The 20,356-nt window shown below is 58.4% G+C and carries 20 protein-coding genes; 3 read left to right on the top strand and 17 right to left on the bottom strand.

The features are described from left to right. Positions 1-87: 87 nt before the first annotated feature. Both SIK97_RS09580 and SIK97_RS09575 read left to right on the top strand, forming a co-directional pair. On the top strand, positions 88-1,038 hold the full coding sequence (locus SIK97_RS09580; RefSeq protein ID WP_057173113.1) for an Rpn family recombination-promoting nuclease/putative transposase: 951 nt from the start codon (positions 88-90) through the stop codon (positions 1,036-1,038). Positions 1,039-1,216: 178 nt separating this feature from the next. Then, positions 1,217-2,587: an NAD-dependent succinate-semialdehyde dehydrogenase gene (locus SIK97_RS09575; protein ID WP_057173114.1), complete on the top strand. Its 1,371-nt coding sequence runs from the start codon at positions 1,217-1,219 to the stop codon at positions 2,585-2,587. A 44-nt stretch (positions 2,588-2,631) separates the two neighbouring features. Here the strand turns inward: SIK97_RS09575 and SIK97_RS09570 are convergent, their stop codons facing one another. The 16 genes from SIK97_RS09570 to SIK97_RS09495 all read right to left on the bottom strand — a co-directional run bounded on the left by SIK97_RS09570 (position 2,632) and on the right by SIK97_RS09495 (position 18,165). Further along, entirely contained in the window at positions 2,632-2,952 is a 321-nt protein-coding gene (locus SIK97_RS09570; RefSeq protein WP_004098289.1) for a hypothetical protein, read from the bottom strand. Further along, the gene (locus SIK97_RS09565) at positions 2,952-3,497 is read right to left on the bottom strand and encodes a YfaZ family outer membrane protein (RefSeq protein ID WP_057173115.1); all 546 of its coding nucleotides are present in this window, start codon (positions 3,495-3,497) and stop codon (positions 2,952-2,954) included. The genes SIK97_RS09570 and SIK97_RS09565 overlap by 1 nt, the downstream gene beginning before the upstream one ends. A gap of 347 nt (positions 3,498-3,844) precedes the next feature. Further along, the gene (gene yjiA, locus SIK97_RS09560) at positions 3,845-4,801 is read right to left on the bottom strand and encodes a GTPase (protein WP_057173116.1); all 957 of its coding nucleotides are present in this window, start codon (positions 4,799-4,801) and stop codon (positions 3,845-3,847) included. 11 nt (positions 4,802-4,812) lie between these two features. Further along, the gene (locus tag SIK97_RS09555) at positions 4,813-5,016 is read right to left on the bottom strand and encodes a YbdD/YjiX family protein (protein ID WP_004098292.1); all 204 of its coding nucleotides are present in this window, start codon (positions 5,014-5,016) and stop codon (positions 4,813-4,815) included. Between the two features lie 109 nt (positions 5,017-5,125). Beyond that, a complete protein-coding gene (gene btsT, locus SIK97_RS09550; protein WP_014227784.1) occupies positions 5,126-7,276 on the bottom strand; it encodes a pyruvate/proton symporter BtsT in 2,151 nt (716 codons plus the stop codon). 297 nt (positions 7,277-7,573) lie between these two features. After that, entirely contained in the window at positions 7,574-8,086 is a 513-nt protein-coding gene (locus tag SIK97_RS09545) for a 4-hydroxyphenylacetate 3-monooxygenase reductase subunit (protein WP_047724590.1), read from the bottom strand. 19 nt (positions 8,087-8,105) lie between these two features. Further along, positions 8,106-9,668 (bottom strand): 4-hydroxyphenylacetate 3-monooxygenase, oxygenase component, encoded by a 1,563-nt coding sequence (gene hpaB / locus SIK97_RS09540; RefSeq protein WP_057173117.1) that lies wholly within the window; start codon positions 9,666-9,668, stop codon positions 8,106-8,108. A gap of 363 nt (positions 9,669-10,031) precedes the next feature. Beyond that, the gene (gene hpaA / locus SIK97_RS09535) at positions 10,032-10,922 is read right to left on the bottom strand and encodes a 4-hydroxyphenylacetate catabolism regulatory protein HpaA (protein WP_057173118.1); all 891 of its coding nucleotides are present in this window, start codon (positions 10,920-10,922) and stop codon (positions 10,032-10,034) included. A 9-nt stretch (positions 10,923-10,931) separates the two neighbouring features. After that, positions 10,932-12,308, bottom strand: coding sequence for a 4-hydroxyphenylacetate permease (gene hpaX, locus SIK97_RS09530; RefSeq protein WP_014227785.1), 1,377 nt, complete (start codon positions 12,306-12,308; stop codon positions 10,932-10,934). Between the two features lie 43 nt (positions 12,309-12,351). Then, a complete protein-coding gene (gene hpaI, locus SIK97_RS09525) occupies positions 12,352-13,143 on the bottom strand; it encodes a 4-hydroxy-2-oxoheptanedioate aldolase (RefSeq protein ID WP_032747780.1) in 792 nt (263 codons plus the stop codon). Positions 13,144-13,153: 10 nt separating this feature from the next. Further along, positions 13,154-13,957, bottom strand: a complete 804-nt coding sequence (hpaH, locus tag SIK97_RS09520) for a 2-oxo-hept-4-ene-1,7-dioate hydratase (protein WP_004098303.1) — start codon at positions 13,955-13,957, stop codon at positions 13,154-13,156. Between the two features lie 99 nt (positions 13,958-14,056). Continuing rightward, positions 14,057-14,437 (bottom strand): 5-carboxymethyl-2-hydroxymuconate Delta-isomerase, encoded by a 381-nt coding sequence (locus SIK97_RS09515; protein WP_004098305.1) that lies wholly within the window; start codon positions 14,435-14,437, stop codon positions 14,057-14,059. Positions 14,438-14,449: 12 nt separating this feature from the next. Then, entirely contained in the window at positions 14,450-15,307 is an 858-nt protein-coding gene (gene hpaD, locus SIK97_RS09510; RefSeq protein WP_004098307.1) for a 3,4-dihydroxyphenylacetate 2,3-dioxygenase, read from the bottom strand. Between the two features lies 1 nt (position 15,308). Further along, complete coding sequence (gene hpaE, locus SIK97_RS09505) at positions 15,309-16,775, bottom strand: 5-carboxymethyl-2-hydroxymuconate semialdehyde dehydrogenase (RefSeq protein ID WP_032719289.1); 1,467 nt, start codon at positions 16,773-16,775, stop codon at positions 15,309-15,311. After that, positions 16,772-17,536 (bottom strand): fumarylacetoacetate hydrolase family protein, encoded by a 765-nt coding sequence (locus tag SIK97_RS09500; RefSeq protein ID WP_057173119.1) that lies wholly within the window; start codon positions 17,534-17,536, stop codon positions 16,772-16,774. Before SIK97_RS09500 ends, hpaE begins: the two co-directional genes overlap by 4 nt. Further along, positions 17,533-18,165 carry a fumarylacetoacetate hydrolase family protein gene (locus SIK97_RS09495; protein ID WP_048262622.1) on the bottom strand — a complete coding sequence of 211 codons (633 nt, stop codon included), beginning with the start codon at positions 18,163-18,165 and terminating at the stop codon, positions 17,533-17,535. The genes SIK97_RS09500 and SIK97_RS09495 overlap by 4 nt, the downstream gene beginning before the upstream one ends. Positions 18,166-18,450: 285 nt before the next feature. On the opposite strand from SIK97_RS09495, the gene hpaR reads away from it, so the two are divergent. After that, positions 18,451-18,888, top strand: a complete 438-nt coding sequence (gene hpaR / locus SIK97_RS09490) for a homoprotocatechuate degradation operon regulator HpaR (protein WP_014227790.1) — start codon at positions 18,451-18,453, stop codon at positions 18,886-18,888. A gap of 121 nt (positions 18,889-19,009) precedes the next feature. Here hpaR and SIK97_RS09485 read toward each other — a convergent pair whose 3' ends face one another. Next, positions 19,010-20,224, bottom strand: a complete 1,215-nt coding sequence (locus SIK97_RS09485; RefSeq protein ID WP_057173120.1) for an amino acid deaminase — start codon at positions 20,222-20,224, stop codon at positions 19,010-19,012. Positions 20,225-20,356 lie beyond the last annotated feature (132 nt).

Here is a 20,356-nt window from a genome sequence, read left to right as displayed (position 1 = left end):
GGCTCGTAAAGGTCAGCAACAGTGTGTGTGATGAGAAAAATGGCGCAGTAGAGTGGCGGCAGGATTTTTTTACGCAGGCGGATAGCCATGGAAAAGGGTACTACGTCAACGCCGCACGATGCGGTCTTCAAACAGTTTTTACGTCAAGCTGATACCGCGCGCGACTTTTTGGATATCCATCTTCCTCCGGCGCTCAGACAGCTTTGCGACCTGGATTCGCTGACGCTTGAATCCGGGAGCTTTATTGAGGAGAACCTGCGGGCATACTACTCCGATGTTCTGTGGGCACTGAAAACCGCCGCGGGAGAAGGCTATATCTATGTTGTCATCGAGCATCAAAGCTCTCCGGATGCGTATATGGCCTTCAGAATGATGCGTTACGCCATTGCTGCGATGCAGCGCCATCTGGATAACGGACATAAAACGCTGCCGCTGGTTGTACCGATACTGTTCTATCATGGCGTCGCCACGCCTTATCCCTGGTCGTTATCCTGGCTCGACAAGTTTGCTGACCCTGCTCTGGCTAAGCAGCTTTATACCATGCCGTTTCCGCTGGTGGATATTACCGTCGTGCCTGATGACGAAATTGTCCAGCATCGAAGAGTCGCCTTACTGGAGCTGATGCAAAAACATATTCGTCAGCGCGATTTGCTGGGCATTGTGGAACATCTGACGGCCATTTTGCTTAGCGGATACGCTAATGACAGGCAGCTAAAAACGCTGTTTAATTACCTGATTCACTCGGGCAAAGCGCTTCGGTTGGGGAAATTTATCCGCGAAGTGGCTCAGCGTGTTCCGCAGCATAAGGAGAAGCTCATGACTATCGCCGAAAGGTTACGTGAAGTGGGGCGCAGGCAGGGGAAGCGGGAAGGTCGCCAGGAAGGTCTCGAAAAGGGACGACTGGAGGGCGTTGAGGAGGGGCAGCGCGCCGAAGCGCAGCGTATTGCTCAAACGATGCTCGCCGAAGGTATGGCCCTGGAAACGGTGCTGAGAATTACCGGTTTGTCGGAGGCGGATATCCGGGGTGTTGCTCACTAACTTATTGATATAACGCTGTTATTTATGAGCGATTTATGCCGATAGCGCGCTCCGTTCCATTTCGGGAAAATTCCGTATCTCTCTGAGTTTGGCCGCATCCTCAGCTATCTCGACTAACCTTAATATCCTGTGCGGTATTTATGACTGCGTTAACAGCGATAACAAGGAGACATGCGATATGGCTTATCAGACGGTGAATCCTGCAAACAATCAGCTTATCAAAGCGTACCCGGCACACAGCGACGCGGACGTGGAAGCGGCTCTGCAGAAGGCGGATGCGCTATATCATTCGTCGTGGTCGAAAGGCGATATAGCGCAGCGGCTATCGGTGCTGTACAAGCTGGCGGATCTGATCGACGGCCGGGTTGACGAGCTGGCGAAAATCGCCAGCCAGGAAATGGGCAAACTCATTGAGCAAAGCCGCGGTGAAGTGAAGCTGTGCGCGCAAATTGCCCGCTACTACGCCGACAACGCCAAACAGTTTTTGGCGCCGGTAAAGTATCCGTCCGAGCTGGGTGAAGCCTGGGTCGAACACCATCCCATCGGCGTACTGATGGCGGTAGAACCGTGGAACTTCCCTTATTATCAGCTTATGCGCGTGCTGGCACCGAACCTGGCGGCGGGGAACCCGGTTATCGCCAAACATGCCAGCATCGTCCCGCACTGCGCGGAAACCTTCGCCCACCTGGTACGCGAAGCCGGTGCGCCGGAGGGCGCGTGGACTAACCTGTTTATTTCTCAGGATCAGGTGGCGAAGATTATCGCCGACGATCGCGTACAGGGTGCGGCCCTGACCGGCTCGGAAAAAGCCGGTAGCGTGGTGGCGGCGCAGGCGGCTAAACACATCAAGAAAGCGACGCTTGAACTGGGCGGCAACGATGTCTTTGTGGTCCTGGACGACGCCGATCTGGCGAAGGCGGTGAAGATCGGCGTGCAGGCGCGGCTCAACAACGCAGGCCAGGTGTGCACCGCGGCGAAGCGCTTTATCCTGCATGAAAAAATTGCCGACTCGTTCCTGAGCCAGTTTACCGAGGCCTTCCGTCAGGTGAAAATCGGCGATCCGCTGGACGAAAGTACCACGCTGGGCCCGCTCTCTTCAAAAGACGCGCTGGAAACGTTGACCAAACAGGTTGACGAGGCGGTGAAAAACGGCGCGAAGCTGCATCTGGGCGGAAAACCCGCGCAGCGGGAAGGCAGCTTTTTCGAGCCCACTATACTGACCGGCATTACCCGCGATAACCCGGCCTACTTCGAAGAGTTCTTTGGCCCGGTCGCGCAAATCTACGTGGTGAAAGATGACGATGAGGCGGTGAAGCTGGCCAACGATTCGCACTATGGCCTCGGCGGAGCCGTATTCAGCCAGGATATCGAAAGGGCGAAACGCATGGCGTCGCGGATTGAAACCGGTATGGTCTATATCAACTGGCTAACCGATACCGCTCCGGAGCTGCCGTTTGGCGGCGTTAAGCGCTCCGGGTTCGGCCGCGAGCTTTCCGATCTCGGGATTAAAGAGTTTGTGAATCAGAAGCTGGTGGTCGTGCATAAATAACGGCGTGAAGACAAAAACCTGCCATCTGGCAGGTTTTTTGGCGTTCACTGAACTTCAATCTTATCCCAGCCGCTCTTAAACATGCAGCTGTCGACGAGCGTATCCCTGCGCCCCTCATTGGCGTCCTCAACCGTATAGCTGGTGGAAATATCCTTTTTCTTGTTCTTTTTGTCCGTTTTTTCCGAGCTTGAACCGGTGACGACGTTATCCGGGGGGAGATCGATCAGCGCCTGAGCTTCGCACTCCGTGAGCTTTTTATTCATCTCCGTATCGCTGACTCCCGGCTTCACCCATTTGTACTGGACGCAGCCTGACAGCAGCACGGTGAAGCTCAGAACGCAAAGCGCGGCGAAGCGGCCGTTCATCAGAAGGTAACCCCGCCGCCGACATAGGCGCCGTCAATCAGCGTGTGGCCCGGGCGGCCATCCTTGCCGTCGACGCTGACATGGCGATAGCCCACTTTCAGCGTGACTGGGGTGATTGGCGTCCAGCTTACGCCGCCGTTGGCTTCAACGTAGTTTTTGACGCTATTGTTCAGGCTCTCCGGTGCGGCATAGCCCTCACCATAGAGATGGATGCTGTCGGTCAGGGCCACGTTGACGCCGCCGCCGATGGGGAAGGCCACGCCGTTATCGCCTTTTTTAGGGCCGAGGTAGATGGCTTTCGCGCCGGCATTGAACATCACCGGGCCGAGCGCCAGGTTATAACCCGCGCCTACGCCGCCTGTCTGGGTACCGTCATCGGTATTTTTGAGCCAGTTGCTTTCCACATACAGGCCAGAAGAGGATTTCCCCATTTCCAGATTCAGGTTAGTGAAGTTCTTGCCCTGCTCAACGGTGCCGCCCATCGCGAGTGCGGATCCCGAGACGGCAGCCAACGCCGAGAGAAGAAGGATATTCAGCTTTTTCATGTTTTATGCCTCATCATTACATTACGCGGAGGGCACCTTAACAATCGATTTTTATGACTGCAAATCAGCGAGTGATGACTGTTTTATGCTAATTTTGTTATTAGATATATTTATTTGTGTTGTTTGTTAGTTGTTTTTACTGCGGAGTCAACGGGTAATCTTTAGCCGTTGAGCGTGAGTTGAATCTTTTGGCTAAATATTCGCTGAACAGGCGCGAAAAAGCGGTTGTGGACGCAATAATTGGCTTTCTAATTATTTCCAAAAACATTTCTACTGTTACATATAAGAACGGAATTTTACATTTCAGCCGCGCATTCCCCCTCCAGAAGAGGGGGAATGCGACATGACTACTTGCGCAGGCTCGCAAATGCGGTGCGAATCTCATCTTCCGGAAGCTGTATTCCAATAAACACCAGGGTACTGTGCGGCCGCTCATCGCCCCACGGCCGGTCCCAGTCGGCGCTGTATAGCCGTTGAACGCCCTGGAACAGCAGGCGGTTGGGCTCGCCGTCGATCCACAGCATCCCTTTATAGCGCATCAGCTGTTCAGCAAAGGTGAGCAGCAGGTTTTCCATCACCCGCGACACGTCGCTGATATCCACCGGATAATCCAGCTCCACCACGATAGACGACACGTCGTTCTGCTTATCGGCCATAAAGTGGAAGCGCGGTTTGCTGCTGACCACGTTCTCTTCCAGCATAAAGCCGCTGGTGTTAAACAGCAGATTCAGGTCGATATCGCCGTGGGTGACGTTGTAAATCGGCGCGCGGGCGTTAATACGCATCAGCCGTTCGCGGAGCTTGCCGCTGTCGCCCGCCACGTCAGTTTTGGTGAGCAGGATACGATCGGCGTAGCCCACCTGCGACTGGGCAATGGTGAACTGATTCATCTGCTGGTCGGCATGCACCGCGTCAACCAGCGCAATCACGCCATCCAGCAGATAGCGTTCACACAGCACATCGTGAGAGAAAAAGGTCTGGATAATCGGGCCGGGGTCGGCCATGCCTGTGCATTCGATCACCAGCCGGTCAAAATCAATTTCTCCGCGATCGCGGCTGTCGAGCAGATCGAGCAGGGCGTCTTCCAGTTCGTTGGAACGGGTACAGCAGATGCAGCCGTTGGTCAGGGTTTTAATCTGCGTGGCGCGATCGCCGATAAGCTGGTCATCGACGGCGACTTCGCCAAATTCGTTTTCGATAACGGCAATTTTAAAGCCGTGCCGTTCGTTCAGGATATGGCGCAGCAGGGTGGTTTTACCCGCGCCAAGAAAACCGGTGAGCAGGGTGACTGCAATCGGTGCCATGTTTGCCTCCATTAGCAGCAGCGTACGCCGCCTTTGCCGTCGCCGCCGTAGCGGGCCTGCTGGCGTTCGCGAAAGAATTCATCGTAGGTCATGTACGGCTTGTCCGGATGGTTAGTCTGCATATGCTCGACGTAATTATCGTAATCCGGAATGCCAATCAGCATTTTCGCTGCCTGACCGAGGTATTTTTTTGCCTGACCTAAGTTACCAAACATTGTGAGTCCCAGAGAACGAATAAAGCCGGATGGCGGCTAGCGCCTCATCCGGCCTACAAACATTCGTTTGTGTAGACCGGATAAGCGTAGCGCCATCCGGCATTAAGGTTTAGTGATGCGAAGAGGTCTTCACGCCGCCTTCCGGTACCGGCACGTACGGGGTCTCTTTGTCGGTACGCACTTTATTGTTGCGCACGTTGAGCCAGGTTTTGATGCCGTAGAAGATGATGCTGTAGACCACCACCAGGAACAGAATGCTCAGACCCGCGTTGGTGTAGTTGTTCACCACGATATGGTTCATGTTGGCAATCTGCTGCGCGGTCAGTTCGCCGCCGGCGGCGATCTTCTCTTTATACTGCTGCGCCATGAAGAAGAAGCCTTCCATCTGCGGATTGGTGCTGAACAGTTTCAGGCCCAGCGCCCAGGTGGTGCACAGCAGCAGCCATGCGGCTGGGATCACGGTGACCCAGATATATTTGGTGCGCTGCATTTTGACCAGCACCACGGTGCCGAGCACCAGCGCCACGGCGGCCAGCATCTGGTTAGAGATACCGAACAGCGGCCACAGGCTCTTCACGCCGCCCAGCGGGTCGACCACGCCCTGATACAGCAGGTAGCCCCACAGGCCGACGCAGCCCGCGGTACCGATAACACCGGCCACCAGCGAGTCGGTTTTCTTGAGGAACGGCACGAAGTTGCCCAGCAGATCCTGCAGCATAAAGCGGCCTGCACGGGTACCGGCATCCAGCGCGGTAAGGATAAACAGCGCTTCAAACAGAATACCGAAGTGGTACCAGAAGCCCATATCCGCCATCGGGATGATTTTGTGGAACACGTGAGCGATACCCACGGCCAGCGTCGGCGCGCCGCCCGCGCGGTTCAGTACCGACGGTTCGCCGATATCTTTCGCGGTTTGCAGGATTTGCTCAGGTGAGATCACGAAGCCCCAGGAGCTGACGGTCGCCGCCGCGTGTGCGGTGACATCCCTCAGCTGCGCGGCAATCAGCGCGGCGTTCTCACCGCCCATTTCGTGCAGGTTCGGCATGGTGATGCCCAGACCCGCCGGCGGGGTGTTCATCGCGAAGTAGAGGCCCGGTTCGATAATTGAGGCCGCTACCAGCGCCATCACCGCCACGAAGGACTCCATCAGCATCGCGCCGTAGCCGATAAAGCGGGCGTCGGTTTCGTTAGCCAGCAGCTTCGGCGTGGTGCCGGAGGCGATCAGGGCGTGGAAGCCGGAGACCGCGCCGCAGGCGATAGTGATAAACAGGAACGGGAACAGCGCGCCTTTCCACAGCGGACCGGTACCGTCAATGTACTGGGTCACCGCCGGCATTTTCAGGTCCGGATTGAGGATAACAATGCCCAGCGCCAGGCCGACGATAACGCCAATTTTCAGGAAGGTCGCCAGGTAGTCGCGCGGCGCCAGAATCAGCCAGACCGGCAGCAGCGCCGAGATAAACGCGTAGCCAATCAGGGTAAAGGTAATAGTGGTGTCTTTAAAGGTCAGCGCCGGGCCCCAGTACGGGTCGTGGGCAATCACGCCGCCGAAGTAAATCGACGCTACCAGCAGGACGATACCAATCACCGATACTTCGCCTACGCGGCCCGGGCGCAGGAAGCGCATGTAGATCCCCATAAACAGGGCGATCGGCACGGTCGAGCAGACGGTGAAGACGCCCCACGGGCTTTCCGCCAGCGCTTTCACCACGATTAACGCCAGCACCGCAAGGATGATGATCATTATCAGGAAGCAGCCGAACAGCGCGATGGAGCCCGGTACCGGACCCATCTCCTGCTTGATCATTTCTCCCAGCGAGGCACCGTTACGGCGCGAGGAGATAAACAGCACCATAAAGTCCTGCACCGCCCCTGCCAGCACGACGCCCGCCAGCAGCCACAGGGTACCCGGCAGGTAGCCCATCTGCGCGGCGAGCACCGGGCCCACCAGCGGACCGGCGCCGGCAATCGCGGCAAAGTGGTGGCCAAACAGCACGTAGCGGTTGGTCGGAACGTAGTTCAGGCCATCGTTGTTAATCACCGCAGGCGTGGAGCGCGTAGGATCGAGCTTCATGACCTTTTGCGCAATGTACAGGCTGTAATAACGGTAGGCGACGAGGTAGACGGAAACCGAGGCCACCACGATCCACAGCGCACTGACGTGCTCGCCGCGGCGCAGAGCGACGACCGAGAGGCAAAATGCCCCGATGATTCCAAGAATCACCCAGGGTATGTGCTTGAATAACTTTTTAGTATCCATAGTAAAACCTGGCTTAATAAGATGAATAATGGGCCGAAGCCGTCTGGGTTTAGTTAGTGTTTGAGGAGGCATTGATTAGCTATGCTGGGGACCATCTTGCCAGAACGTCGCGCGCGTAAAGTTGGGTAAATCTGTGAGTGGTTATATTCGGGGTTAAGCGGTCACTTGCAGGGGTAAGCGGTTGGGGATAAGAACGGGTGTCCGTAAATATGTGATTGAGATCACAGGAATATTCCCGCCGTGACGATGGGGGGAAGCGAGGTAATCCCCTCTCCCGCGAGAGAGGGGAAGGCAAAACTACGCCACGACGTCCATCTCCATCATCACCGGATGGAAGCGGCGCTTAAAGTAAATCAGCCCGTGGCCCTGCTGGCTCAGGGTAATGTTGCTGATTTCCACCAGATAGACCAGGTGGCTACCGATGGTCTGCACCTGGCTAATCTCGCCCTCGAGGCTCGCCAGCGCGCCTTTCAGCACCGGCTGGCCCAGCGCGCCTTTTTGCCAGCCGCTGAGGCCGAAACGGTCGTCCATCGTCATCCCGGTCATGCCGGCGAAGTGGCGGGCCATCTCCTCTTGCTCGTGGTTCAGCACGTTGATGCACAGCTTGCCGTTGCCCTGGAACACCGGATTCATCGCGCTGTTAGCGTTGATGCAGACCATTACCGACGGCGGCGTATCGGTCACCGAACAGACCGCGGTGGCGGTGATACCGCAGCGGCCCGCCTCGCCTTCGGTGGTGATGACGTTAACGGCGGCCGACAGACTGGCCATGGCATCGCGAAAACGCAGACGTTGTTCATCTAATTGCATTGTGACCTCCCGCTGCCGGTTACTTCAGCAGCTTATCCAGCATGTTGATATCGGTATTGTTGTGCAGATGCGGCACCGTCCAGCCGTTCTGGTCGTACTCGGACAGGCAGCGATCCACCATCGCCATCATTTTGTCCATGTTGCCGGAGCTCTGCGCCTGACGCAGGCACTGCAGGCGAATCTCATCCTGGCTACCGGAGTAGTTGATTTCGTACAGTTCATGACGGCCGCCAAACTCGCTGCCGATGGCGTCCCACATCAGTTTGAGGATCTTGATGCGCTCGACGTGATCCATACCGTTCGATCCGCGCACGTATTTCGCCAGATATTCGTTGATCTGCGGATTATTGAGATCGCGGGCGCTGGACGGCAGATAGATCAGGCCGCTGGTGACGTTGCGTTCAATAATGTTTTTGATTTTGGCGTAGGCCATCGGCGCCATCACGCGATAGGTTTGCAGCGCGGCGTGATCCGGCAGATACGCGCCGTTAACCCACGGCGTGGCTTCGGCGCACATCGAATCGCTCAGCGCCCAGAACATATTGCGCCAGGCCACCACTTCGCCGAGATCCGCCTGCACGCCGCGGAATTCAAGGGTGCCGGTGCAATCCAGCGAGCGCTTGAGCAGGGCGGTGATAAAGTCGAGCTTCACGGCCAGACGCACGCAGGCCTGCAGCGGATACATGCGGGCGAAACCGCCCTCCATCGTCCAGCGGCGGCAGCGATCGAAGTCGCGATAGATCAGCACGTTTTCCCATGGGATCAGCACATTATCCATCACCAGGATCGCATCGTTTTCGTCGAAGCGGCTGGAGAGCGGATAATCGTAGGGCGATCCGGTTGCTCCGGCGACCAGCTCATAGGAGGCGCGGGAGATAAGCTTGACCCCTTCGGCGTCCATCGGCGCGACGAACATCAGCGCGAAGTCCGGGTTTTCGCCCATCACCTGCGCCGAGCCGAAGCCAATCATGTTGTAGTGGGTCAGCGCCGAGTTGGTGGCTACCACTTTCGCGCCGCTGACGATGATCCCGGCATCGGTCTCTTTCTCCAGCTTGATATAGACGTCTTTCACTTCGTCGGCCGGCTTATGGCGGTCGATGGGCGGGTTGACGATGGCGTGGTTAAAGTAGAGGCCGGTTTCCTGGATGCGGGTGTACCAGTTACGGGCGTTCTGTTCAAACTGACCATAAAACGCCGGGTTTGCGCCTAGCGCGCAGCCGAACGCGGCTTTGTAGTCCGGGGTACGGCCCATCCAGCCGTAGCTCAGGCGCGACCATTCGGCGATAGCGTCGCGCTGCTGGCGCAGATCGTCGGCGCTTTTCGCGACGCGGAAGAACTTGTGGGTATAGCCGCCGCTGCCGGTATCGGTGCCCCAGCACAGGGTATCCTGCAGCTCGGGTTTATGCAGCGCGTCGTACATCTGGGCGACGGAGGCGGCGGCGTTGCGGAACGCCGGGTGGGTGGTCACGTCCTTAACGCGTTCGCCGTAGATATAGATTTCGCGGCCGTCCTGCAGGCTCTTCAGGTACTCTTCACCGGTTAACGGGCGTTTAGCGTCGGCACGGAAATTTTCAGGTTTCATAGGTGACCTCTTCAGTATTAATCGGAATGCGATGTTAAATTTATGTTTTGTTTTTGTTGTTCAATTGAAGCGGTTAACGCGGCTTTCGTGAAGAGACTTTTAGGTCAACGGTCGGTACTTTTCAGGCGGGGTTGGGTTATGTGATCGGGGGTTGGTTTTTTCTATTTTCCGGCCTGGCTCCCCGGTGATCCGACGACAAGCCAGGGTGGGTTTTGAATGTGTAGGCCGGACAGATGCGCAGCATCGCCTCCGGGAAATTCAGCGGCTCTGCGCTCTGCTCCCGGGGGCGGCGCTTGACGCGCCTTGTCTGGCCTACCGCCTCTCAGACGGCTGCGAACTCGCCGCGCCGTCCCCGGTAAGGTCTTATGATACCGGTACTTTTTGCGTTCTGAACGCGCTCGGCGAGCAGCCGACTAAGCGGTTAAAAAAGCGGGCAAAATAGGCCGGATCCTTAAAGCCCAGCTGCCAGGCTATCTCGTTGACCGCGCTGTCGGAAAAGAGCAGTAGCCTCTTGGCTTCGCGCAGCTGCCTGTCGAAAATCAGCCGTTTGGGCGGCCGGTTGGCGAAGCGGCGGCAGATATCGGTTAACCGGGATTCGGTCAGATGCAGCTCGCTGGCGTAATCCGGCACCGTCCAGTGCTGATGGTAGTGGCCGTCGATCAGCTGGTTAAACCGCTGGAACAGCTTGAGCTCGCCGCGTATCCCGCTGGCCGCGTGATCGTCAAGCTTCGCGTTGCGCAGCAGCAGGGTGAACACCGCCTGCGCCAGCAGCGTCAGGGTATGTTCCCGCCCCGGCAGCTGCGACGTCGATTCCCGTTCAATCAGCCGCCAGTAGTGCGCCAGCGCCGCCAGCTCCTCGGGCCTGTCGGCCAGCGACAGGCAGATGCCCGGCAGACCGAAAGCCTCCCGCGTGCCGGGATAGAGCACCTCCAGCAGCGGCCAGACCAGATCCTCGCGCACCGTCAGCACGTGACCGTCGCTATCGGACTCGGTGATAAAAGCGTGCGGCACCGAGGGCGGCGTCAGGACAAACAGCGGCGCCTGCACCGAATAGCTATGATCGTCGAGCTGCAGCTCAATCTGCCCGGTATCGAGAAAGTGCATCTGAAAATACTGGTCGTGACGGTGCGCCTGCATATCGCGGCCAAAGAACTCCGCCATCCTGGCAAACGATTGATAATGCACATCTTCCGTCCCCAGGCTCTCATCGTACTCTTTATTAATATCGATATTGGCTATCGGGCTCTGGCACATGGCGGCTCCTTACGGCGTCGCGCGCGGACGCGTTCCTTTCATCGGAATCACCCAGATAATCATCGCGCCGATGACCAGCAGGGCGGCGACGAACCACAGGCCGCTGCTGAAGCTGCCGGTAATATCCTTCAGCCAGCCGATCATAAAGGGGCTGAGCGCCGATCCGATATTACCCGTCGCGTTGATCACCGCGATGCCGATCGCTCTGGCGCGCAGGCTGATCGACTGATCCGGCGTGGTCCAGAAAATGGCCATTGCGCTAAACGATCCGGTGGAGGCCATCACGATCCCGAGCAGCTGGATCAGGTTGTGATCGGTGGCCGACGCCAGCAGCCAGCCCGCGGCGGCGAACAGGAACGGCAGGGCGGTGTGGTGCTTACGCTCCTGATGTTTATCGGAGTGGCGGCTCCAGTAGATCATCCCCAGAATGGTACAAATCTGCGGGATCGCCGCCAGCAGGCCGATGGTGATATTGCTGCTGCTTTCGTTAAAGCTTTTGAGGATCTGCGGCGTCCAGATGCTGATCGCACTGAGCGTATTGGTCAGGCAGAAGTAGGCCAGGGTGTACATCAGCACGATCGGCGTGAACACTTCCCGCCACAGGCTGCGCTGCTGCATGGCGTGATGGCTGATCGCCCCTTCCGGCTGGACCAGCGTCAGGCGGTCGTTATCCATCATCTCCTGCAGGCATTTTTTATCGTCCGCGGTCAGCCATTTCGCCTTCGACGGCGAATCATCAAGCCAGAACCAGACCATAATACCGAGCAGCACCGACGGGAAGCCTTCCAGCAGGAACAGCCACTGCCAGCCGTGCAGGTTCAGCAGGCCGTCCATCGACAGGATATAGCCGGAGACGATCGACCCCAGCGCGGTGGTCACCGGCATCGCGATCATAAACAGCGCGTTGGCGCGGGCGCGGAAAAAGGCCGGGAACCAGTAGGTCAGATAGAGCAGAATGCCGGGCAGAAAACCGGCCTCGGTGATGCCCACCAGCATGCGCAGGATATAGAGGCTGTTCGGCCCGGTCGCGAACATGGTGGCGGTGGAGGCGATGCCCCACAGCACCATGATGGTGGCGATCCAGCGGCGAGCGCCAACGATGCTGAGCATCACGTTGCTGGGAATGCCGAATATCACGTAGGTGGCGTAAAACAGGGTGGTGGCAAGACCGAACATGGTGGCGTTAAGGCCCAGATCCTGGCCCATGGTCAGCCCGGCAAAGCCGATATTGATGCGATCTAAAAACGAAAAGATAAACAGCACGAACAAAAAGACGATCAGGCGGCGAAAGAGCTTGTTGATAACCGACTGCTGCTGCGCCGTCAGCTGCTTGTGCTGATTTGCCGGATCGAACTTTTCCGGGATGGCAGATGATGTATCGCTCATTATCATTTTCCTCTAATGGGAATTTTGTAGGGTACTGCGGGTATTAATAGACGCCTGACGAACCCTGGGCGGTTTTTTCCGCGCCAAATCGCGCCGCTAGCGCTTCCGCGCCGCGGGCCAGCAGGGTGGTATCGACGCCGACGGCGACAAACAGCGCGCCGAGTTCCAGGTAGCGCTTCGCCAGCGGCTCGCTGGCCATCAGGATCCCCGGCGCTTTGCCCGCCGCGCGAATTTGCCCGATGGCGCGCTCAATAGTGGCCTGCACTTCCGGGTGCTGCGGATTGCCGCTAAAGCCCATATCGGCGCTCAGATCCGCCGGGCCAATAAACACGCCGTCCACGCCCTCGACATCGAGGATCTGCGGCAGATTGTTGAGCGCTTCGCGGGTTTCGATCTGCACCAGCACGCACATCGCGTCGTTGGCCTGATGGAGATAATCCGGGACGCGGTTCCAGCGCGAGGCGCGGGCCAGCGCGCTGCCGACGCCGCGAATGCCCGCCGGCGGGTAGCGGGTGGCTTTCACCGCCAGCCGCGCTTCGTCGGCGTTCTGCACCATCGGCACCAGCAGGGTTTGCGCGCCGATATCCAGCAGCTGTTTAATCTGCACCGGGTCGTTCCACGACGGCCGCACCACCGGCTGGCTGGGGTAGGGAGCGATCGCCTGTAGCTGGGTCAGGATTGTCTGCACGCTGTTTGGCGCATGCTCGCCGTCGATCAGCAGCCAGTCGAACCCGGCCCCGGCCAGCAGCTCGGCGCTGTAGCTGCTGGTCAGCCCCAGCCACAGGCCAATCTGCGGACGACCCGCTTTTAAGGCGTCTTTAAAGGCGTTATGCATCAAGTTTCTCCTAGACAAAGCGGCAGCTAATCGCGCCCATGTTGCCGTAGTCGACGTGGAAGGTGTCTCCCTTGCGCGCCGGTACCGGACGGGTAAAGGAACCGCCGAGAATAATCTGCCCGGCTTCCAGCTGGACGTCGTACGGCGCCAGCTTGTTCGCCAGCCAGGCCACGCCGTTGGCCGGGTGATTCAGCACCCCCGCGGCGACGCCGGTCTCTTCAATCACGCCGTTGCGATAGAGCAGGGCGGCGATCCAGCGCAGATCCAGCTCGTCGGGTTTAATCGGGCGGCCGCCGAGGATCACCCCAGCGTTGGCGGCGTTATCGGAGATGGTGTCGAAGACTTTGCGCGGGCGCTGGGTTTCCGGGTCGATGTTGTGGCAGCGGGCGTCAATCAGCTCCAGCGCCGGGATCACGTAGTCGGTGGCGTTGTAGACGTCGAACAGGGTGCAGTGGGGGCCGCGCAGCGGTTTGGCCAGCACGAAGGCCAGCTCCACTTCGATACGCGGGACGATAAAGCGGTCGGTAGGAATATCGCCGCCGTCGTGGAAAAACATATCGTCCAGCAGCGCGCCGTAATCCGGTTCGCTGATTTGCGAACTGGCCTGCATTGCTTTTGAGGTCAGGCCGATTTTATGTCCTTTCAGCACGCGGCCTTCGGCGATTTTCATATTTACCCATTCGCGCTGTACCGCGTAGGCATCTTCGATAGTGATCGTCGGGTGATCCAGCGAAATAGCGCGGATCTGTTCACGCTGTTTTTCCGCCTGGTTTAGCCGCTGGGCGATCAGGGTATGGGTATGTTTATCGAGCATAGTTGCTTCCTGTTACGTCATTCGGTGCTGCTGCGCCGGAAATAAAAGCCGGCGTCGTTTCACCCTCTCCCGGCGGGAGAGGGCCTGACCGGCCGCACGCTATTTAAACAAGGCGTGCACGTTGTTCTGCTTGTAGTTCAGCGTCGGGTGCAGTTCATCAATCTCAAACGACAGCGCCAGATAGCGGCTCTCCATCAGCGCGGCGAAATGGGCTTTGATCAGCGTGAACAGCATATCGCCCACGTCCTGGCGGCTCTCCAGGCTGCGTCCGGCGCCAATTTTCAGCGTCATATGCACAAAGGCGTAATCGTGCTGGCCGTCGGCCATCTGCCAGGTATCCAGCCAGATGGCGCGGCTGCGAATGCCGCCGATGGGGAAGATGCCGGTGGCCGCCAGCGCGGCGTTCACTTTGCCGAACAGGCCCGGTAAATCAGCCTGTTCGCGGATGTTGTCGGTACATTCAGCGATAAAATGCGGCATTCTGCGTGCTCCTTACGCCGTTTCCGGCAGCGGGAAGACGGCGTTGACCTGGCCGGTGCCGGAGCTGGCGAACAGCTCGGTAATAAACTCTACTTTGCCGTCGTATTTGTCCCAGCCCAGCAGGCCCAGCAGCATCACCGTGTCGTGCATATTGCCTTCGCCGAAGCAGTAGTCGGCGTACTCCGGCAGCATGGTGCAGAACTCTTTGAATTTGCCTTCGCGCCACAGCTTCACGACCCGTTCGTCCATCTGGTGATCGAACTCGCGGGTATAGCTGTTCATCCCCTCTTCGGCGCGCTGGTCGTCGATAAAACGGTGCGACAGCGAGCCGCTGGCAAAGACCGCCACGGTGCCGTCATATTTCTCGATAGCCTTAAGAATGGCTTCGCCCAGCCTGCGGCTGTCGGCAAAATCATGAACGGTACAGAACGCCGAGATAGAGACCACTTTGAAATGCTTATCGCTGTTCATGTAGCGCATCGGCACCAGGGTGCCGTACTCCAGCTTCAGGCTTGGAATGTTATGCGCTTTGGCGCGGACCCCGAGCTTGACCGCTTCGTCGGCGATCAGGTGGCCGAGCGCCGGGTTACCGTCATAGTCATAGGTCATGTCGCGAATAAAATGCGGCAGCTCGTTGCTGGTGTAGACGCCCTGGAAATGGTCGGCACAGTTGATGTGGTAGGCGCTGTTAACCAGCCAGTGGGTATCAAAGACGATGATGGTATCCACGCCCAGCTCGCGGCACCGCTTGCCGATTTCTTTATGCCCATCGATGGCTCCCTGGCGGCAGCCGTGGTTTTTACCCGGCAGTTCAGAAAGATACATCGACGGTACGTGAGTGATTTTTGCTGCTAACGCTAACTTTCCCATATCAGACTCCCCATTTTGGGATCGGATGGTCGCCCATCGAGATGCAGACGTTTTTCATTTCAGCGAACACTTCAAAACTGTATTCGCCGCCTTCGCGGCCGGTACCGGAGGCCTTCACGCCGCCGAACGGCTGACGCAGGTCGCGGACGTTCTGGGTGTTGACGAACACCATTCCGGCTTCGATGCCGCGCGCCAGGCGCAGCACCTTGCTGACGTCCTGGGTCCAGATATAAGAGGCGAGGCCGTACTCCACGTCGTTGGCCAGGCGCAGACCTTCCGCCTCGTCTTTAAACGGCAGCAGACAGGCTACCGGGCCAAAAATCTCTTCCTGCGCCACGCGCATGCGGTTATCGACGTCCGCCAGCACCGTTGGCCGCAGGAAGTTGCCGTTTCTCAGATGGGCGGGCAGATCGGCGGGTTTATCCGCGCCGCCGGCCAGCAGGGTCGCCCCTTCTTCAATGCCGAGGCGGATATAGCCGGAGACTTTCTCCCAGTGCTGCTGGCTAATCAGCGCGCCCACCTGGGTATTCGGGTCGGTGGGGTCGCCGACGCGCAGGCGGTTAGCCCGCTCGGCGAAGCGTTTAACGAACTCGGGGTAGATGCTCTGCTGAATGAAAATGCGCGAGCCGGCGGTGCAGCGTTCGCCGTTGATCGAGAAAATGGTGAACAGCGCGGCGTCGAGGGCGCGCTCAATATCGGCGTCTTCGAAAATCAGCACCGGCGATTTGCCGCCCAGCTCCATGGAGTACTTTTTCAGCCCGGCGTTTTTCATGATGTTGCGCCCGGTGGCGGTACCGCCGGTGAACGAGACCGCGCGTACGTCATGGTGGCGGACCAGCGCATCGCCCGCCGTCGCGCCGTAGCCCTGAACCACGTTCAGCACCCCCGGCGGAATACCCGCCTCCAGCGCCAGCTCGCCAAGACGGTCGGCGGTTAGCGGCGACAGTTCGGACATCTTCAGCACCGCGGTATTGCCCAGCGCGAGGCACGGCGCCACCTTCCAGGTGGCGGTCATAAACGGCACGTTCCACGGCGACACCAGCGCGCAGACGCCGACCGGCTGCACGAGGGTGTAGTTGAGCATCTTGTCGTCAACCGGGTAGGTCTTGCCGTTCATCTGCTGGCACACTTCGGCGAAGAATTCGAAGTTGTGCGAGGCGCGCGGGATCAGCACGTTTTTGGTCTGGTGGATCGGCAGGCCGGTATCGGCGGTCTCCATGGCGGCGATCTCCGGGACGTTCTGGTCGATCAGATCCCCCAGCCGGCGCATCAGACGCGCGCGCTCTTTCATCGGCAGATTGGCCCATTTCGGGAACGCCTCTTTCGCCGCCGCCACCGCCTGATTCACCTCGTCGGCGCCGCCGGAGGCGACTTCCGCCAGCACTTCGCCGGTGGCCGGGTTAGTGGTATGGAAATATTCCGCGGCGGCGACGTTTTTGCCGTTGATCCAGTGGTTAATTTTTTTCATGACAGCTTCTCCTCATATGCCTGCTGGCTAATGATGTGGTTGACCAGGCGGCCGACGCCTTCCACTTCGACGATCACTTCATCGCCCGGCACCACGTCCGACAGCCCCTTCGGCGTGCCGGTGGCGATCATGTCGCCCGGCTGCAGGGTCATAAATTCGCTGAGGTAAGCGATCAGGAACGGAATGCTGAAGATCAGATCGGCGGTGGTGCCCTGCTGGCGCAGTTCGCCGTTGACCCAGGTGCACAGCGCCAGGTTGTGCGGATCCTGGATCGTCTCTTTGCTGACGATCCACGGGCCTATCGGCGTCAGGGTGTCGCGGCTTTTGACCCGCAGGTTGGGACGATAGTAGTTTTCCAGGTAGTCGCGGATGGCGTAGTCGTTGCAGACGGTGTATCCGGCCACGTACGCCATGGCGTCGGCTTCGGTGACCTTACGCGCGGTTTTGCCGATCACCACCACCAGTTCAGCCTCGTAGTGCATGTACTCGACGTTATCCGGGCGCACCGACTCTTGCCTATGGCCGATAAAGGTGTTGGGCGCTTTGATAAACACCAGCGGTTCGGTTGGCGGCGTAAACGCCAGCTCGCTGGCGTGATCGGCGTAGTTCAGGCCCAGCGCGAACAGGGTGCCGTCGGCGGGCGGCAGCCAGCGAAACTCGCCTTCCTGAAGTAACCTGCCGTTGGCGAGCTGGACCTGACCGCGTTCATCAACCTGGACATCGTGCCGTTGCCCCTGCCACTCAATACGTGCCTGTTTCATGCCAGTTCTCCTTCAGCAACCACCGGGTTTTCCAGCGCCGGGAAGCCCTCGGCGAGAATGCGTACGCGATCGCCGGGGCGCAGCGTAACGCGGGAGTGGGGCGTACCGATCAGAATCGCATCGCCGGGATTGAGGGTGGCGAATTCGCTCAGGGCGCTCAGCAGCTCGGCGGCGGAGCGCTGGAGATCGACGGTATTCCAGCTGTCCGCCTCGCGACCGTTGATTTCGGTGATGATGGTCAGGTTATCGACGTTGCTGAGCGGCGCGAGCGCGCCAAGCGGGCAGAAGCCGTCGCGGCATTTGGCTTTGATGGCCGGACGATAGAAGCTCTCTTCCGGCAGGCTGACGTCGTTCGCCAGCGCGTACCCGGCGATATAAGCCGCAGCGTCTTCCGCGGCGATTTTGCGTGCGGTTTTACCGACGATCAGCGCCACGGTGGCGCCGCTCTGCACGGTTTCGCCTTGCGGATAGGGAATGCTCTCGCCGTCGCCGATAACGGTGTTGCGCGGTTTGATAAACCAGACCGCGGTCTTCGGCGGGGTTTTATACGGGGCCTGCTGGAACGCTTCGCGCCAGGCGTCGAGCTGGCTGCGGTGGTTAAGCGCCACGGCGAAGATGGTACCTTTCATTGACCACTCCTCTGCTACGGAATTAGGAAGTTAGTTAATTCATTAATATGTTAATGATCATCTTTTATGCTTTGCGGAAAGGTTTGGCAAACAGAAGTGAATGTTTTGTGATCGGATTAACAATAAATTTACAGTTATATTTTTTATTTGTTTTTAATCAATTAGATAATTAATTTTCCTGTACCTTCTGGTACTTTTCATGGGCAGAAACCGGTTGCCTTCAGAAGGAATTAGCGCTAATTATTAACTTATTAACAGATTGGGGATTTATTTCAGAGGTATGTGATGCATGATTCGTTAACTATCGCGCTGCTGCAGGCGCGGGAAGCGGCGATGGCCCACTTTCGGCCCATCGTTAAACGCCACAATCTGACCGAGCAGCAGTGGCGTATCGTGCGCATCCTCGCCGAAAATCCGTCGATGGATTTTCACGATCTGGCCTTTCGCGCCTGTATTTTACGTCCGAGCCTGACCGGTATTCTGACCCGCATGGAGCGCGACGGCCTGGTGCTGCGTTTAAAACCGGTTAACGATCAGCGCAAGCTGTACGTTTCGCTGACGCCTGCGGGCCTGAAGTTGTATGAAAGCGCCCAGGCCCAGGTGGAAGAAGCCTATCGCCAGATAGAAGCCCAATTTACCGTCGAAAAAATGCGTCAGCTTACCGCGCTGCTGGAGGAGTTTATCGCCCTGGGGAATGGGGTGGGTGGAGAGGAAGAAGCGTAATTTTCCTTCCGTGAAGCTAGAAATATTCCCCCGGTCGCGCTGTGCTTACCGGGGCTACGGGCCGGTGCCATCCCGTAGCCCGGATAAGGCGCCAGCCGCCATCCGGGGAGTTCCCTGCCACTCAGAACAGGGTATCGAGCTCTTCCAGCACGTTATACTGCTCGTCCACCAGCAGTAGGGTTTTCCATTTATCAAACGTCAGGCACGGATGCGAGGTGCCGAACACCAGAATATCGCCGACCTGCACGTCGCTGCCCGGCGCGAGGCGCAGCATACAGTGCTGATCCATGATCCCCACGCTCTCGATCCCCGCCGCAGACAGCTGCGCGCCGTTGCGATAGCGAGCGATCGGCTGCGGCAGTCCGGCGTCGAAGGCGCAGTCGCGCTTACCGAAGTTGACCACCGCGCGATCCGCTTCCGGCACCGACTGGACCATCGCCATCAGCTCCAGCGCCGAGGTTAAATCACCGCCCAGATCGCAGGCGATCGGATCGCGCGCCACCAGCGCTTTCTGCGCGATATCGTAGATCCCCCGATCGTGGGTGATATAGCAGCCGGGGCGGATAACGATCCGGCACCGCGCCGGTTTCTTCGCCGCCAGCCAGATATTGCACACCACGTCATACCAGACGGTACCGGCGCCGGTCAGCACAAACTCCCCCTCAACCAGATGTTCCATCCGGCAGGCCAAATCGGCGGCCTGGCGCAGCAGAGCTTCCACCTGCGGCTGCGGATCGTCGCCGTGCAACACCCCTTCATACAGCTCAAGTCCGCGCAGCTTAAGGCCCGGGAGGTCCGCGACGGCCTCCGCCAGAGCCTGTGCATCCTCAACGCTGCGGCAGCCGCAGCGCCCGCCGGCCACGCCCAGCTCAATCAGCACGTCCAGCGTTTGCCGCCGTTCGCTGAAAAAGGCCGACAGCGAGCGGGCGTTGGCGAGGCTATCGATGCAGCAGATAAACTCCGCCGCCCGGTAATGCGCCTTCAGGCGCGATACCGCCTGCATATTCGCCCTGCCGACCAGCTGATTGACCATCAGGACGCGCTCAACGCCGCTGGCCATCGCCGCGCTGGCCTGCCAGGCGCTGCCCACGCCGATTCCCCATGCGCCCGCCCGCTGCTGGGCCTGAAAAATCCACGGCGTCATCGTTGTTTTACCGTGCGGCGCCAGCGAAACGCCGCGCGCGTCGGCGTAGCGCTGCATCCAGGCGATGTTATTTTCCAGCGCCGTTTTTTTCAGCAGCGCGGCGGGGAGGCAGACCTCCTCCGCCAGCAGATTTGCCGGAGCGGCCATCACGGCGGCTTTGTGCGGAATAAGCGTATCGGAGTGGTATTTCATAACACTATCCTTTTAGGGTTTATGCTCGGAATAAAGCTGAGTATCAATTTTAATTAATTGAAAAATATAAATTTAATATGTGATTTTTATTGTTTGTGAATAAAAGTATCACAATTTGATCTGGTTTTTGCG

Source organism: Klebsiella sp. JN_Kp126, from assembly GCF_033843325.1.
Lineage (GTDB): Bacteria > Pseudomonadota > Gammaproteobacteria > Enterobacterales > Enterobacteriaceae > Klebsiella > Klebsiella michiganensis.
This window is presented reverse-complemented; position numbering and strand designations above follow the sequence as displayed.